Raw genomic sequence first — 15,740 nt, forward strand, 5'->3', positions numbered from 1 at the left:
GCTCAAACAGCGCGTCCGCGCCCCCATCGACCCCGACCGCGACCTGGGCCAAAGCGACCGCAGGGACTCAGCGCCCCGAAGGGCTACACCACCAGCCGCCGCCAACGCAGCACCCGCCCCCCCAGGCCCGGCGAGCCCCGCCCCGGCGGGGGGGGGGCCCCCCCCCGCCGTCTCCCCGGGCCACCCGGGGCGGCCGCCGCGCCGCGGGGGCCCCCGAGCGCCGTCTCAGAAGCCGCGCAGACGGTCCGGGGTGATCCGGATCGGAGTGGAGTAGGAGGCGAAGAATTCGCCCTCGGTCATCTTGATGTCGACGAAGCCCTGGGTGTATTTGCGCACGTAATCGGCGATTTCCGCCGCGTCGGCCTGCTCGCCGACCCTGGCCTCGCCCGCGAACACGACGACGTCGCCGCCGGAGTGGGTGCTGTTGAGATTCAGGGCGACGCGCGGCCGCTCGGCGATGTGCCGCAGCCGCTTGGCCGCCGGCTGGGTGAACAGCAGGAACTCGCCCGCGCGCCACAGGAACCACACGGGATTCGGCTGCGGGGTGCCGTCGGCACCGACGGTGGTCAGCCAGATGACGTGTTCCTCGGCCAGTCGCCGGGCGACCATGGCGCCGAAGGGGGTGCTCTCGTCGAGAACGGACACGGTGTGCTCCTCGCGGTGGGTGGGTTCCGGTGACGTTCCGCCGTCCACCATGGCCCAGATCGGCCGCGATCGCCACTATCGCGGGACCGGCCCGCCCTCGACGCCGGAATGCGCCCGCGCGGCGCGGTCGACCTCGCCGAATTCACCCAGCAGGAACGGCACCAGGATGTCGTTGGCGGCTCGCTGGGTGGCCGCCGGGCCGCGCGACCCGCCGATCACCGTCGAGGCGATGAAACGTACTGGTGGAGCGAGGAACTGGGGCACATCGGTGAAGCTGTAGTGGTTGGCCTCGCTGAACTCGTAGCGGAACGAGGGTGCCGTGGAGCGTTCCAGCAGCCGGGCGTTCCCGTCGAGATAGCGCTGCGAATGGCCGGTTTCGGCGTGGTCGCTCTCGAGCAGGAGGACGGGGCGGGTGATCGGTTGCGCGAGCGGAGTGCCGTAGAGCGTGCCGTCGAGATTGGCCGCGGCCGTGATCCGTTCGTCGGCGATCGCCGCGGAGAGGGCGGCGGCGCCACCGAAGGAATGCCCGGCGGCGGTGATCTCGCCGAGGTCGAGGCGGCCTTCGAGCGGGCCGAGGACGTCCGGGCGGGCAAGCTGATCGAGGACGAATCGCAGGTCGGCCGTGCGGGTTTCGAGCTGTTCGGTCATGTACCGATCGCCGTCGGCGTCGTCGGCGGGCTGGTTCTCGACGGCCGTGGCGATGGTGCCGTCGGCGAGTTCGGTCACCGCCACTTCATAGGGGTGGTCGACGGCGAGCACGATGAACCCGCGACTCGCCAGATCGGCCAGCAGGCCCGAGTAGAAGGCGCGCGGCGCGCCGTAGCCGGGGGAGAAGAGGACAACCGGCCAGCGTTCGCGCGCCGGTGACACCGGAACGTCAGCCGTCGCGTGCGTGTCGGGATCCGGGACGAGGAAGCTCGGTACCCCGGCTATCCGCGCGGGCCTGCGGCCGTGCCCGTCGAGATACTCCCACTGCCGCCCGGACGCCACCTCGGTCGGATACCACGCCTGCACAACCACATTGCGGTGGTCGTCGGCGGCGGTGGCCGGTTCGGGTCGCCGCTCGTCGACCCAGCGGAAGATCTCGGAGCCGACGAGATGGGGCCCCGTCGGTGCGGGCAGCGCCGGCCTCGGCGGCACCGCCCACGGCAGGAGCGACAAGGCCGCGAGCGCACCGATCCCGGACCGGAACAGCACGCGGCGCCGGGTGCTCGCGGTATCGGTCACCACGAAGGCGAACATCAGCGCGATCAGCAGGTATACCGGCCACCAGTGCCAGTAGCCCTCGAGCACCCACACACCCAGCGCGCCGATGACCAGCACCGGAAGGGCGAACGGTGCGACCCGCCTGCCGATCCGCGGCACGGCGACCAGGGTGATCGCGAGCGCCACGGCGGCGAGCAGCAACAGGGCATCGATGACGGACACGCTCGCTCGATTCGGTCGGGTCGGCTCTGGTGATCCGACGTGTCCGACCAGCCTGCCGCAGCGCCGGCTACCGGCGCATCAGCCGCGAGGCGCAGTCGCGGTCAGCCTCGGGGGTGATCCCCGGGCCTCACTTCCAGTAGGCCTGCGCCTTGATCGCGGTCTTGGGCAGCGCGTGCTGGGACTTGAGCGTCTTCACGATCGAACGGGTGGTCTGACCGCAGCAGGCCACCCAGGCGAACGCGTCGCCGGGGCAGCTCATCTCCTGCGCGGCCTCGCGCAGGAGGCGGCCGTCGTCGACGCGCTGCAGCCAGGTGAGCTGGTGGTGCGGCTTGTTGTGCACGGGGATGGTCATGTCCGACTCGTACTGCCATTCCAGCCAGACCCGCGCCGGGGTGTCGCCGATGGCGTCGAGCAGGGAGTTGATGGCGGGCAGCGAGGCGGTGTCGCCGAAGACGACGTACTCGCTCGGGGTCTGCTCGGGCAGCTGGAAGTTGGAGCCGAGCACGGTGGCGTCGAGCAGGTCGCCCGGCTTCGCGCGCACGGCCCAGTCGGCGGCCGGGCCGTTGTGCAGGGCGAAGTCGATGCTGGCGGTATCGGCCTCCGGGTTGGGATCGACGAGGGTGTAGCCGCGGTGGTGCAGCTTGTCGCTCTCGGCGTCCGGGATCCAGAGCCGGATCCACTGGGTCGGGTGCACCGGGTGGTCCGCGAGGAGTCCGCCGACGGTGAAGCCGATCCGCACGAACTTGTCGGTGATCTGCTCATTGGAGGTCACGGTGAGTGTGTAGTCGGCGCCGCCCCAGGCCTTGGTGATCAGCCCATTCAATCCCTTACCCATGCCGTTAGGTTAGCCTAAGGTCACATATTTGTCTGTACGGCGTTCGTGAGAGAGCGGAGAACGAACCGGTGGAAACCCTCCTGGTAGTCGGAGCGGGGCCGAAAGCCCTTGCGGTAGCGGCTAAATCGCACGTCCTGCGCACTCTCGGTCTGGCCGCTCCCCGCGTGATCGTGGTGGAGTCGCACGCGGTCGGCGGCAACTGGCTGCCCACCGGCGGGTGGACCGACGGCCAGCACCGGCTCGGTACCAGCCCGGAGAAGGACATCGGCTTCCCGTACCGGTCCACCTGGGCGCGCGGGCGCAACCGCGAGATCGATCAGGGAATGGCCGCGTTCAGCTGGACCTCGTTCCTGATCGAGCACGGCACCTACGCCGAATGGATCGACCGCGGCAGGCCGAGTCCGCAGCATCACGTCTGGGCCAAGTACCTGCAGTGGGTCGCCAAGTCCATCGATCTGGAGCTGGTGCTCGGCAAGGTCGAGCAGGTCAGCCACGCCGGTGACCGCTGGCAGGTCGACGTCGTCGACGCCGATGGTCGCCATACCGAGCTGGCCGCCGACCGCCTGATGATCACCGGGCCCGGCCGCAGCAGCCGCGCGCTCGCCGAACATCCGCGCGTGCTCAGCATCGCCGAGTTCTGGGACCTGGCAGGCAAGCGCAGCCTGCCGGTGGCCTCGCGCGCCGCGGTGATCGGCGGCGGCGAGACCGCGGGCTCGGCACTGGACGAGCTGGTCCGCCACGAGATGCTCACCATCTCGGTGATCTCGCCGATGGCCACCCTCTACACCCGCGGCGAGAGCTTCTTCGAGAACTCGCTGTTCAGCGACCCGGTGAAGTGGAACGCGCTGAGCATCCAGGAGCGCCGCGACGTCATCCGGCGCACCGATCGCGGCGTCTTCTCGGTCCGCGTGCAGGAGAGCCTGCTCGGCGACAATCGCGTGCACCACCTGCAGGGCCGGGTCACCAAGATCGTGCCGCAGGGCGAGTCGCTGGCACTGACCCTGACCAACGAGCTGCGCGCCGACCAGGTGCACAACTTCGATCTGGTCGTCGACGCCACCGGCGGGCAGCCGCTGTGGTTCCTCGAGATGTTCGACCAGCAGACCGCCGACCAGCTCGAGCTCGCGGTGGGCGGCCCCCTGACCCAGCAGCGGATCGAGGCGTCGATCGGCTACGACCTCGCCGTCACCGGCCTGGCCGGAAAGCTGTACCTGCCGAACATGGCCGCGCTGGCGCAGGGCCCCGGGTTCCCGAATCTGAGCTGCCTGGGCGAACTCTCGGACCGTGTGCTGCAGACCGAACCGGCCAGGAGCCGCTCGCGCGTCACCGCTCGCTGACACGCGACAGCCCCGCGCCTCGGAAGGCGCGGGGCTGTCGTCTGCTCGGATCAGGCTCGGGCGACGGGCAGGTCGGCCGGGGTGCGCGGCGCCGCGTACAGGGCGATGCGCCGATCGGGGCGGACGTCGAATTCGTCGACGAGCTGGAAGCCTGCCTTCGTGAGGCTGCGGCAGATGGCCTGGTTGCGGTGGTCGGGGTCGCCGAGGACGCGGTGGCAGTCGGGGTTCGCGGCGAAGAGCGCGCTGATCATGGTGGCGATCCAGCCGGTCATGATGCCCTTGCCGATCACGGCGGTGTCGGCGGTGGCGATGTGGAATCCGATGTCGCCGGGTGCCGAGTCGTAGAGGCGGCCGATCTCGTCCTTGGCGGCACGGTAGAACTCGAGGTAGGCGATGTCGCGGACGCCGAGCCCGGGGCGGCCGAGCAACTCGAAGTCGAGACTGAGAATGCAAGGGCGCGAATAGGTTCCGGCCAGCTGGGCGGTGAAATCGAGACGGCGGCGGTCGGCGTCCCAGTCCTGTTCCCACGTGTCGAGCAGGTGCGGTCGGGCCATCCACTCGGCCAGCAGTTCGGGGTCGGTGCCGTCCGGGTCGGCCGCGCGCAGGGCGAAGGGTGCCGCGAAGACCGGCAGGGTCGGCGCCGGCGCGGCGGCTACGTCGGCGGGCAGTTCGGTCTGCTCGCGGGGTAGCACGTAGGGGGTCCCGGCGGGGCTCATCTGGCTCGGCGCTCCGTTCAGTCACATACCGCGGCGGTCAATCGCAAACCGCGGCGTTTCAATCAGAAATCATGGCGATCCGATCATTCGATCACCACCGTGGTCACCTCAATGGTAAGGCTAGCCTATACTAATGGCCGGGTGATATTGTTGCCCGACCGATCGCCCGAAGGTTGCCGGACCGGCATCCCGGGTCGGTCTCGGGTGCAACAGGATTCGCCCCGATCCGTACGACTGTGCGGGCCGGTCCGTGCCTCTGCGCGGAGTTGGACAGTGCGAAACGGCGGCGTGACCCTGCGTGGCCGGTGAGGGAGAGACATGGCAAGAGAACTCGGCTGGATCAGGCAATTCCAGGCCCCCAGGACCGATTCCCTACCGCCGTTGATCGTCTTCCCGCACGCGGGCGCGGGCGCGTCGGCCTACCGGGTGTTCGCCAAGCGCATGGGCCAGGACTTCGACACCGTCATCGTGCAGTACCCGGGGCGGCAGGACCGGCTGGCCGAACCCGCCGCGCAGACCCTGCCCGAGCTCGCCGCCGGCGCGTTCGAGGCCTTCCGCGGCTCCGCGCGCGACACCGGCGCCCCGCTGACCGTCTTCGGTCACAGCATGGGTTCGATCGCCGCGTTCGAGTTCGTCCGGCTGGCCGAGGCCGCCGGGTTGGCGGTGCGTTTGCTGGTGGTCTCCGCCGCGGCCGCGCCGCACCGGATCGCCGAGCTGCCCGCCCATCCCACCGAGGACGAGGAACTGCTCGACCACATGTCCACGCTCAACGGCACCGGCGCCGACGTGATGGCCAGCCGCGAGGTCATGCGGATGGCGCTGCCGGTCCTCAAGGCCGATTACCGCGCCTTCGACGCGTACTCCTGCGGCGCCGACGTCCAGATCGCCGCGCCCGTGCTGGTGCTCGGCGGCGACGACGACCCGTTCGTCGGCCCCCGCGATCTGTACGGCTGGGAGCGGAGCACCACCGCCTCGATCGAGGTCAACCTGTTCGAAGGCGGGCACTTCTACATCGACGAGAACATCGAGGGCATCGCCGAGGTGCTCGCGGGTCAGGCTCTCGCGCGATGAGTCAGGACACCGATCCCATCGTCATCGTCGGCATGGGCATCGAGGCCCCCGGCGGCGTCGACACCCTGCCCGCGTTCTGGTCGGCGCTGGCCGACGGCCGCGAACTGATCGGCCCCTTCCCCCGCGATCGGGAGTGGCCGCTCGACGAACTGTTCGCCCTCGGCAGGCTCGACGGCTGGGCGCCCGTGCGCGACGCGGGCGGCTTCCTCAACGGCGCCACCGAATTCGACGCCCAGTTCTTCGGCATCACCCCGCGCGAGGCGGTGGCCATGGATCCGCAGCAGCGGGTGGCCATGCGGGTGGCATGGCGCGCGCTCGAACACGCCGGCATCAATCCCGGTGCGCTCGACGGTGATCCGGCCGGCGTCTGGATGGGCGTGTCGACGGTCGAGTACGGGCCGCGCGCCGGCGAGGTCAACGAGTACAGCGGCTACCGTGCCACCGGCACCGCGCTCGGCGCGGTAGCGGGCCGGATCTCGCACGGGCTCGGCCTGATCGGCCCGTCGATCAGCGTCGACACCGCGTGCGCGTCCTCGCTCACCGCCGTGCACCAGGCCGCGGCCGCCGTGCGCGCGGGTGAGTGCGACTGGGCGCTGGCCGGTGGCGTGTGCGTGATGGGTTCGCCCGGCGCGTTCTACGAGTTCTCCAAGAACAACGCGCTGGCCACCGACGGCCACTGCCGTTCCTACGCCGCCGACCCGACCGGAACCCTGTGGGGCGAGGGCGCCGGCGTCATCGTGCTCGAGCGCGAGTCGCGGGCGAAGGCGCACGGTCATCGGATCTACGGTCGGCTGCTCGGCTCGCGGGTCAACCACAACGGCGCGGGCGCGCCGCTCGCGGTGCCCAGCGCGGCGGCGCAGCAGCGGCTCATCGAGGCCACCGTCGCCGCGGCCGGGATCGAGGCGAGCGAGATCGGCCTCATCGAAGGCCACGGCACCGGCACCGCCGTCGGCGACCCGCTCGAATTGACCGCGCTGGCGGCCACCTACGGCGCCGCCGACCGCGCCGACACCCCGCTGCTCGGCTCGGTGAAGTCCAACGCCGGCCACGCCCAGGCGGCCTCCGGCATGCTCGGGCTGATCAAGGTGCTGCTGTGCGGCGCGCACGGCGCGATCGCGCCGAGTCTGTGGGCCGACGCCCCGACCACCGATATCGACTGGGACGCGACCAGTCTGCGGCTCGCCGCGAAACTCACCGACTGGGCGCCCCGCGCCGATGGCCTGCGCTACGCCGCGGTGTCCTCGTTCGGTGTCGCGGGAACCAACGCGCACGCCATCGTCGGCCTGCCGGTGCTGGAGGAGAACCATGGCTGAGTACCGTCTGCCCGACGGGCGAGTTCCCGTCCTGCTGTCCTCCGACAGTGTCGACGGGCTGCGCGCCGAGGCCGCCGCCGTGCGGGCCTATCTGGTCGACCACCCCGACGTGAGCGCGGAACGCCTGGCGGACATGCTGTTTCGCACGCGCGTGCCGCGCCGTCGCCGTGCCCTGATCCTCGCCGCCGCGGGCTCGGCCACCACCAACGACCTGTCGGCCGCCCTCGACGCGATCGCCACCGATGCCGACCACCCGTCCGTGGTGCGCGGTGACGTCGCCGCGAGCGCGCGCCGCGTCGGGTTCGTCTTCCCGGGGCAGGGCAGCCAGCGCCCGGGCATGGGCGCGCTGTTCTATGAGCAGTCCGCGCCCTACCGCGCCGTCGTCGACGAATGCGCGGCCCTGCACGAGGAGCGATTCGGCCACTCCCAGCCGCTGCACTATCTGCTCGGCCACGAGGGTCAGTACGAGGACACGGTGTGGGAGGTCCAGCCCGCGCTGATGTTCCACATGACCGGCCTGGCCGCCGTGTGGCGAGCCGCCGGTGTCGAACCGAGCGCGACCGTCGGGCACAGCCAGGGCGAGCTGGCCGCCGGCGCGGTCTCGGGCGTGATGACCCTGCGCGACTCGGTCCTCGCGGTGACCCATCGCGCCCTGCTCGCGGATCGGCTGTCCCCGCGCGGCTATTCGATGGCCGTGTTCGGCATGGACCGCGAGAGCGTGGAAGCGCTGATGGCGCGGCATTCGGGCTGGGCGGAGCTGGCGGTCGTCAACTCCCCGCACATCATCGCCATCTCCGGTGAGCGCGGTGCCGTCATCGACCTGGTGGCGGCGGCCACCGAGCGCGGCCAGTTCGCCAGGGAGATCCGGGTCGCCTTCCCGGCGCACACCTCGATCGTCGCCGAAGTGCGGGCCGACTTCGAGGGCTTCCTCGGGGACGAGATGAGTTCCCCGAACTTCGCGCCGACCGAGATCCCCTGCTATGGAGCGACTCTCGGCGAGCCGATCACTCCCGATCTCAAGCAGGAGGAGTACTGGTTCTGGAACCTGCGTAACCGGGTGCGGTTCGACCGCGCCGTGGTCACCGCGGGCAGCGACGGTGTCGACCTGATGATCGAGGTCGCCGAGCACCCGATCCTGCAGCTGGCTCTGCAGGAGAACCTGAGCCAGGTCCCGGCCCGCCCCGGCCTGCCGCCGCGTGACTTCCGGGTCCTCGGCACCTCGTTGCGCACGGCGGAGGATCTGTCCGAGTTCACCCGCAATCTCGCCCAGGTCGCCGTCCTCGACCTCGGCTACCGGTGGCAGGCGCTGCGCGTCGACGACTCGGTCACTTTGCCGCTGCGCGATTTCCCGCACACGATCACCGCGCCCAAGCGGCTCTGGGCACCACTGGGTGCGCACGCGACACCCGCCGAACTCGTCGTCACCACGCCGAAACCGCAACGGCTGGTGGAGGAGTGGACGCCACTGCAGCGCCGTACCCTGACCGCGCCGCGCAGTCTGCTCATCGTCGACCACACCGGGGAATGCGCCCAGACCGCCGCCGCGCTGGCCGCCGCGGCCGACCGGCACGGCGCCGATGCCCGCGTGCTCGGCCGTGCGGAACTCGGCGCCATCGCCGGACGGGTCGATCCAGTCCGCGAAGAACACGCCGAGACAGTGCTCGTCCTGCTGCCCCCGGGTGGCGAGGACAGCGTGGCCGACGCGACCGACGCCCTGGTCCGCTTCTACGCCGACCGCCCCTGGGCCGCCGCCCTGGCCGCACTGCGCCCCGGCGGCGAGTGCTGGCTGCTCACCGTCGGTGGCGAAGCCGTGCACGACAGCGACCCGCTCCCCGGCCTGTTCCAGGCGGGTGTGGCCGCCGGATTCCGCAGCGTCGGTATCGAACACCCGGGTATCCGGTTCCGGCATCTCGATGTCGCCGCGCACGAGCCCGCGTCGGCGCAGGCCGCCAAGATCATCGGCGCCGTGCACTCCACCGGTGAGGCCGAGCTGGCGCTGCGTTCGGGCAAGCTCTTCGTGAAGCGCCTGGTCCCCGATACCGCGAGCGAAAGCGGTTCGCTCGGTACAGGTCTCGAGCACGCCGTCATCGTCGGCGGCACCGGCAAACTGGGGCTGCGGTTCGCCGAGCACCTGGCGCGGACGGGCGCGGGCCGGGTCACCCTGCTCAGCCGCAGCGGCGAGACCGCGGAGCTGGCGGGCGAACTGGCGCGGTTGCGTGGGCTCGGGAGCACCGAGATCGTGGTCGGTGCCTGCGATGTCAGCGATGCGGGCGCCGCGAAAGCCTTCGGCGCCGAGATCGCCGACCGCCCGGCCGACCTGGTGATCCACGCCGCCGTCAACTACGTCGACGCCGAACTCGACGAGATCACCGCCGCCGATGTGCGCACCGCGGCCGCCGCGAAGCTGCGCGGCCTGGACAACCTCATCGACTCCGCCCCGCTCACCGCCGACGCCAGGGTCCTGCTGTGCTCGTCGATGGCCGCGACCATCGGTGGCCGCGGGCAGATCCTGTACGCGGTGACCAACCGGATGCTCGATGTCGCGGCCCGCCGCCTGCGTGCGCGCGGCATCGCCGCGGCCAGCCTGCAGTGGGGCCTGTGGAGCGTGGCAGGCCCGCTCGACGACGCCGGGTTCGCCCGCGTCGAGGAGGCGGGGGTGTACCCGATGGTGCCCGCCGACGCGATCGAGGCCGGGCTCGCCGAGCCGGTCCGCGACGGCATGATCATCGCCGCCGACTGGGACTTTTTGCGCGAGGTGCTCGGCGCCTTCGGTCAGGAGAGTCTGCTCACCGGACTCGAGTCGAACGCGCCCGCGCGCCAGGCGAACACGCCGCCACCCACCGCAGACGCGGAACCGGCGGCATCGACAGCGCCGGTGAGCGAGCCGGCACCGAGCACCGAGGCCGTCCCGCTCGACCTGCGCATGCGCACCGAACTGCTGAAGGTGATCGGCGGCGACAGCACCGAATCCATCGACGCCACCATGCCGCTGGTCGCGCTCGGCCTGGATTCCCTGCAGGCCTTGGACTTCCGCAAGCGGGTCAAGGCCGAGCTGGATCGCGATCTGCCGGTCGCGGCGATTCTCGGCGGCGCGTCGCTCGACGATGTCGTGCTGCTGATGGCACAGAACACCAACCAGGGCTGAGGGGCCGAAAGAACATGTCAGACACCGAAGCCACCCTGTCCGTCGCCGAGCGCCGCAAGCGGCTGCTGCAGCAGAAGCTGCGCGACGGCGGCATGGCCGCCACCGCACCGGCCCCGACCGCCGTCCCGCGCATCGCCGCGGGGGAGCGTCGCCCACTCACCCCCGGGCAGCGCCGCATGTGGTTCCTGCAGACCCGCGACGCCGACGACACCGCCCTCAACATCTGTGTCGCCTACCGGCTCACCGGCCCGCTCGACGCCGAGCGCCTGCACGCCGCCTTCGACGCCGTCGTCGCCCACCACGACATCCTGCGCACCACCTACGGCGCCGACGCCGAGGGCGAACCGTTCCAGGTGTTCACCGCCGACGCGCGCGCCGACTGGACCACCCACGACCTCACCGACCTCGCCGAATCCGGCCGCGACCTGCGGGTCGAGGTGCTGGCCCGCCGCGATTTCGACCGTCCGTTCGCCCTCGGCACCGAACTCCCGCTGCGGGCCACGCTGATCCGCACCGGCGCCGACGAGCACGTGGTGCTGTTCACCATCCACCACATCTGCTGGGACGACGACTCCTGGGCGGTGTTCTTCGCCGAGCTGAACGCCGCCTACCGGGCGGCGGCGGCCCGGCGCGTGGCATCGACCGAGGAGACCGGCGCCGTTCCCGGCGAAGTGACCACCGCGCGTCCCGCCGGCCCGGACGACACCGTGCAGTTCGCCGCGATCGCACCCACCGCGGAACCCGCCGAAGCGGATGTCGCCTACTGGCGCGACGCGCTGCGCCCGCTCCCCGAGCCGCTGGAACTGCCCGGCTCGGCCGCGGCGAACCCCGGCCGCCACGCCCAGCGCCGCACCCATCGGCTGCCTGCCGAGCTGGTCGCCCGCACCGAGCAGTTCGCGCGCGAGCAGGCCGCGACACCGTTCATGGTGCTGCTGGCCGGCTTCGACGCGCTCGTGCACCGCTACACCGCCGCCGACGACTTCCTGGTCTCCGTTCCGGTCACCGACCGGCCCGCGGGCACCGAGCGGCTCATCGGCTACTTCGGCAACACCCTGCTGCTGCGTGCCACCCTCGGCGCGCGCCAGAACTTCGCCGACCTGGTCACGGCCGTGCGCGACACCTGTGCGGGCGCGTTCGCCCGGCGCGGTGTCGGCATCGATCGCGTTGTCCGTGAGGCCAATCCGGATCGCGTGGCCGGCCGTGACGGCATGGACCGGCTGGTGCGCCTCGGTTTCTCCGTGCGCAAGAGCGCCGACGGGTTCGCCCTCGACGGCGTCAGCTCCACCCTGCTCGACCTCGGCGCGGCGAGCGCGCAGGTGCCGCTGTCGCTGGCCATCGTGCTCGAGGCCGACGGCACCGCCGTCGTCGAGGCCGAATACCAGACCGACGTACTCGCCGATGCCCTCGTCGACCAGCTGCTCGAGCACTTCGGCAACCTGCTCGACGCCGCCCTGCGCGACCCGCGCCGCCGCCTCGCCGACCTCGACATGCTCGGCGCCGCCGACCGCGCCGCGCTGCTGGAACGCTCGCACGGCCTGCTCGTCGACCAGCCGGCGACCACCCTGGTCGCCCTGTTCGAGGCCGCCGCGGCCGCCGACCCGGCGGCCGTCGCCCTGGCCTCCGACGACGTCGAACTCAGCTACGGCGCCCTGCACGCGCGCGCGAACCGGTTGGCGCACTGGCTGATCGCCCAGGGCGTCGGCACCGAGGACATCGTCGGGCTGCGGCTGGGCACCTCGGTGGAATTCATCGTCGCCGTGCTCGCCGTGCTGAAGGCGGGTGCCGCCTACCTGCCGATCGACCCGGCCTATCCCGAGGACCGGATCGAGTACCTCGTGGCCGACGCGAAGCCCCGAGTGCTGCTCGGCGCACCGGAACTCGCCACCGCCGAGGCCGCCGCGGCCACCCTGCCGGAAACCGCGCCCACCGACGCGGACCGGGTGCGGCCCCTGCTGCCCGCGAACCTCGCCTACGTCATCTACACCTCCGGCTCCACCGGCAAGCCCAAGGGCGTGCCGGTGCCGCACGCGGCGATCGCCGAACACATCGTCTGCTTCACCGCCGACTGGAGCATGACCGCGCAGGACCGGCTGATGCAGTCCTCGTCGGTGAGCTTCGACGCCTCGCTGGTGGACATCGCCATCACGCTCACCGTCGGCGCGCAGCTGATCGTGCCCAAGCCCAACGCCTTCCGCGACATCCGCTACGTCGCCGACCTCATCACCCGCCGCCGGGTGACGGTGCTGCACATGGTCCCGTCCATGCTGAGCACCTTCCTGCTGCTGCCCGAGGTCAGCGAATGGCGCACGCTGCGCCAGGTGCCCGTCGGCGGCGAGGCGCTGCCCGGCGAGGTCGCCGACCGCTTCGCCAACACCCTCGATGCCGAACTGCGCAACCACTACGGCCCGACCGAAGCCGTGGTGTGCTCCACGCACATGCCCGTCGACGGGCCGCAGGGCACCGGCGTGGTGCCGATCGGCATCCCCAACCGCAACGTCTACACCTATGTCCTCGACGAGGCGCTGCACCTGGTGCCCGACGGCGTCGTCGGCGAGCTGTACCTGGGCGGCGAGCAGCTCGCCCGCGGCTACCTCGACCGGCCCGCGCTGAGCGCGCAGCGTTTCGTCGCCGACCCGTTCACCCCGGGCGCGCGGCTCTACCGCTCGGGTGACCTGGTGCGCCGCAACAGCTTCGGTGAACTCGAGTTCGTCGGTCGCGCCGACGAGCAGGTGAAGGTGCGCGGGTTCCGTATCGAACTCGGCGAGGTGGAGGCCGCGATCGCGGCCCATCCGGCCGTGGCCCACTGCGTCGTGATCGTCACCGATGACCCCGCCATCGGCGCCATGCTGGCCGCCTATGTGGTCCCCGCGGCGGACACGGTCGACCTGGAACAGGTGCAGGCCTTCGCCGCGGGCGCCCTCCCGGAATACATGGTGCCCAGCGCGTTCGCGGTGATCCCCGAGATCCCGCTGACCGTCAACGGCAAGCTCGACAAGCGCGCCCTGCCCGCCGCGACCCCCGCCGTCGCGCGGACCCACCGCGCGCCGGCCACCGCCACCGAGCGCAAGATGTGCGCGCTGTTCGGCGCCCTGTTCAACCTCGACGAGGTCGGTGCGGAGGACTCCTTCTTCGAGCTCGGCGGCCACTCACTGCTCGCGGCCAGGCTGGTCGCCCAGGTGCGCGCGGAGTTCGGTGTCGAACTCGACGTACGCGTGGTCTTCGACAGCCCGACCCCGGCCGCGCTGGCCGCCGATCTGGTGGCGCGGTTCCTCGCCGAATTCGACATCGACCTCGACGCGGTGGATTCCGATGCCGCCGAGGAGATTTCGTTCGACGACGGCGCCCAGCCGTCCGGTGCTCTCGCTCGGGACATCGATGGCTCGCCGACATCGGCGTCACAGGTCGACGCGGGCGCGAAGTCCGGTGCGGGCACCGAGGCAGGCCCGGAAACATCGCCCCGCACCGCACGTCCCGCGCTCGGCGGACGTCCGCGCGGCGAGCGCATCCCCCTGTCCTACTCGCAGCTGGCCATGTGGTTCCAGTACCGCATGGAAGGTGCGGGCGCGGTCGGCAACCTGCCGCTGGCCCTGCGCATCGAGGGCGCGCTCGACATCGCGGCCCTGCGCTCCGCGCTCGACGACGTCGTCGCCAGGCACGAATCCCTGCGCACCACCTTCCCCGAGCAGGACGGCGTGCCCTACCAGGTCGTGCACCCCGCCACCGCGGTACCACTGCCGATCCGGGAGATCGCGCCCGCCGACCTGTCCGCGGAACTGGCCGAGATCGCGAACTACGCGTTCACCCTCGACGGTGAACCGCTGATCCGCGCCGAGCTGCTCGTGCTCGACGCCGAGACCCACGTGTTGTCGCTGCTGGTGCACCACATCGTCGCCGACCACGCGTCCTTCGGCGTGCTGCTCGACGACCTGACCACCGCCTACCGAGCGCGCGGCGAGTCCGGTGCCGCGCCGAGCTGGCAGCCGCTGCCGATCCAGTTCGCCGACTACGCCCTGTGGCAGCGCGAGCTGTTCGACCAGGCCACGCCGAGCGAGTTCGCGCTGGCCCAGCTCGAGTACTGGCGCTCGGCCCTGGCCGGGGTGCCCGAGGAGATCGCGGTCGCCCACGATCGTCCGCGTCCGCCGGTGCTCGGCAAGCGCGGCGAGGTGGTCACCTTCACCCTGCCCGCCACCGTGCGCTCGGGCCTGGAATCGCTCGCGATGCGCAGCGGCGCCACCGAATTCATGGTCTGCCAGGCGGCGGTCGCCACTCTGCTGCACACCCTCGGCGGCGGCACCGACATCACCCTCGGCACGCCGGTGGCGGCCAGGACCGACCCGGCCACCACGAACCTGATCGGCCTGTTCGCCAACATGGTGGTGCTGCGCAACGACTTCGCGGGCGCGAAGACGCTGCGCGACACCGTGCTCGCGGCGCGCGATGTCGTCCTCGACGCCAACGCGCACCAGGATCTGCCGATCGAACGACTCGTCGAAGCGCTCAACCCGCGCCGCTCGCGCTCCCGGAACCCCCTGTTCCAGAGCATGATCCACTTCCGCGGTGCCGACTGGGCACCGGCCACCCTGCCGTTCGCGTCCTCGGGCGCGTCGACGGTGACGGTACTGCCCGCCGACTTCGACGTCTCGTTCTTGGATCTGAACCTGAGCCTGAACGTCACCGCCGACGGCGGCATGGACGTGCGCGTCGTCGTCAACGCCGACCTGTACGAGCCGGCCACCGCCGCCCTCATCGCCGACGCGCTGGCCGCCACCCTGCGGGCCTTCGCCGAGACCCCCGAGCTGCCCGTCGCCGACCTGCGGGTGCTGCCCGAAGCCGAACTCGATCGGCTGCGCACGGCGCCCGAACCCGCTGCCGCCGTGACGGTTCCGGGCACGGCGGCAGCCGGGTCCGACACCGAGCGCACCCTGATCACGCTGATCGAGGAACTGCTCGAGATCGACGACGTCACCGGCGAGGACAACTTCTTCGCGCTCGGTGGGGACAGCGTCATCTCCATCCAGTGGTCGGCCCGCGCCGCCGAACTCGGCCTGCCGCTGTCCCCGCAGCTCGTGTTCGAGTGCGCGACGATCACCGAACTGGCCGCCGCGGGGGGCGCGGGGGGGCCGGGGGGGGCGGGGGGGGGCGCGGGCGCCCCGGCCGCGCTGGTGGGGCCCGGGGCCGGCCCCCGGCGCGGAGTAGCGGCCGTCGGTGCCGATGACGGTGCGCTCCTCGGCGCCGCGCATGTCCCACGAG

General features: G+C 71.6%; 9 protein-coding genes. 5 read left to right on the forward strand and 4 right to left on the reverse strand.

The features are described 5' to 3' along the window. Window positions 1-225: 225 nt before the first annotated feature. The 3 genes from QH270_RS20120 to QH270_RS20130 form a co-directional block, all read right to left on the reverse strand. Window positions 226-645: a TIGR03667 family PPOX class F420-dependent oxidoreductase gene (locus tag QH270_RS20120; RefSeq protein WP_280344731.1), complete on the reverse strand. Its 420-nt coding sequence runs from the start codon at window positions 643-645 to the stop codon at window positions 226-228. Window positions 646-720: 75 nt separating this feature from the next. Then, window positions 721-2,073, reverse strand: coding sequence for an alpha/beta hydrolase family protein (locus QH270_RS20125; RefSeq protein WP_280344734.1), 1,353 nt, complete (start codon window positions 2,071-2,073; stop codon window positions 721-723). A 127-nt stretch (window positions 2,074-2,200) separates the two neighbouring features. Beyond that, entirely contained in the window at window positions 2,201-2,908 is a 708-nt protein-coding gene (locus QH270_RS20130) for a siderophore-interacting protein (RefSeq protein ID WP_280344736.1), read from the reverse strand. A gap of 68 nt (window positions 2,909-2,976) precedes the next feature. On the opposite strand from QH270_RS20130, the gene QH270_RS20135 reads away from it, so the two are divergent. Then, a complete protein-coding gene (locus QH270_RS20135) occupies window positions 2,977-4,245 on the forward strand; it encodes a SidA/IucD/PvdA family monooxygenase (RefSeq protein WP_280344738.1) in 1,269 nt (422 codons plus the stop codon). A gap of 50 nt (window positions 4,246-4,295) precedes the next feature. On the opposite strand, the gene QH270_RS20140 is transcribed toward QH270_RS20135, so the two are convergent. After that, on the reverse strand, window positions 4,296-4,961 hold the full coding sequence (locus QH270_RS20140; protein ID WP_280344740.1) for a GNAT family N-acetyltransferase: 666 nt from the start codon (window positions 4,959-4,961) through the stop codon (window positions 4,296-4,298). A gap of 318 nt (window positions 4,962-5,279) precedes the next feature. On the opposite strand from QH270_RS20140, the gene QH270_RS20145 reads away from it, so the two are divergent. The 4 genes from QH270_RS20145 to QH270_RS20160 all read left to right on the forward strand — a co-directional run. Continuing rightward, window positions 5,280-6,032 (forward strand): thioesterase II family protein, encoded by a 753-nt coding sequence (locus QH270_RS20145; protein WP_280344742.1) that lies wholly within the window; start codon window positions 5,280-5,282, stop codon window positions 6,030-6,032. Further along, on the forward strand, window positions 6,029-7,345 hold the full coding sequence (locus QH270_RS20150; RefSeq protein ID WP_280344744.1) for a polyketide synthase: 1,317 nt from the start codon (window positions 6,029-6,031) through the stop codon (window positions 7,343-7,345). Before QH270_RS20145 ends, QH270_RS20150 begins: the two co-directional genes overlap by 4 nt. Continuing rightward, window positions 7,338-10,490 carry a nocobactin polyketide synthase NbtC gene (gene nbtC / locus QH270_RS20155; protein WP_280344747.1) on the forward strand — a complete coding sequence of 1,051 codons (3,153 nt, stop codon included), beginning with the start codon at window positions 7,338-7,340 and terminating at the stop codon, window positions 10,488-10,490. Before QH270_RS20150 ends, nbtC begins: the two co-directional genes overlap by 8 nt. Window positions 10,491-10,504: 14 nt before the next feature. Continuing rightward, window positions 10,505-15,740: non-ribosomal peptide synthetase (locus tag QH270_RS20160; protein WP_280344750.1), on the forward strand; the 5,236-nt coding region annotated here is incomplete at its 3' end.

Origin of the sequence: Nocardia neocaledoniensis, assembly GCF_029868625.1 — a bacterium.
GTDB classification, from domain to species: Bacteria; Actinomycetota; Actinomycetes; order Mycobacteriales; family Mycobacteriaceae; genus Nocardia; species Nocardia neocaledoniensis_A.

What these genes read in the sequence shown, in the direction of transcription:
- QH270_RS20130 (WP_280344736.1), bottom strand. Translation starts at nt 2,908, where the DNA reads ATGGGTAAGGGATTGAATGGGCTGATCACCAAGGCCTGGGGCGGCGCC.
- QH270_RS20150 (WP_280344744.1), top strand. Translation starts at nt 6,029, where the DNA reads ATGAGTCAGGACACCGATCCCATCGTCATCGTCGGCATGGGCATCGAG.
- nbtC (WP_280344747.1), top strand. Translation starts at nt 7,338, where the DNA reads ATGGCTGAGTACCGTCTGCCCGACGGGCGAGTTCCCGTCCTGCTGTCC.
- QH270_RS20145 (WP_280344742.1), top strand. Translation starts at nt 5,280, where the DNA reads ATGGCAAGAGAACTCGGCTGGATCAGGCAATTCCAGGCCCCCAGGACC.
- QH270_RS20140 (WP_280344740.1), bottom strand. Translation starts at nt 4,961, where the DNA reads ATGAGCCCCGCCGGGACCCCCTACGTGCTACCCCGCGAGCAGACCGAA.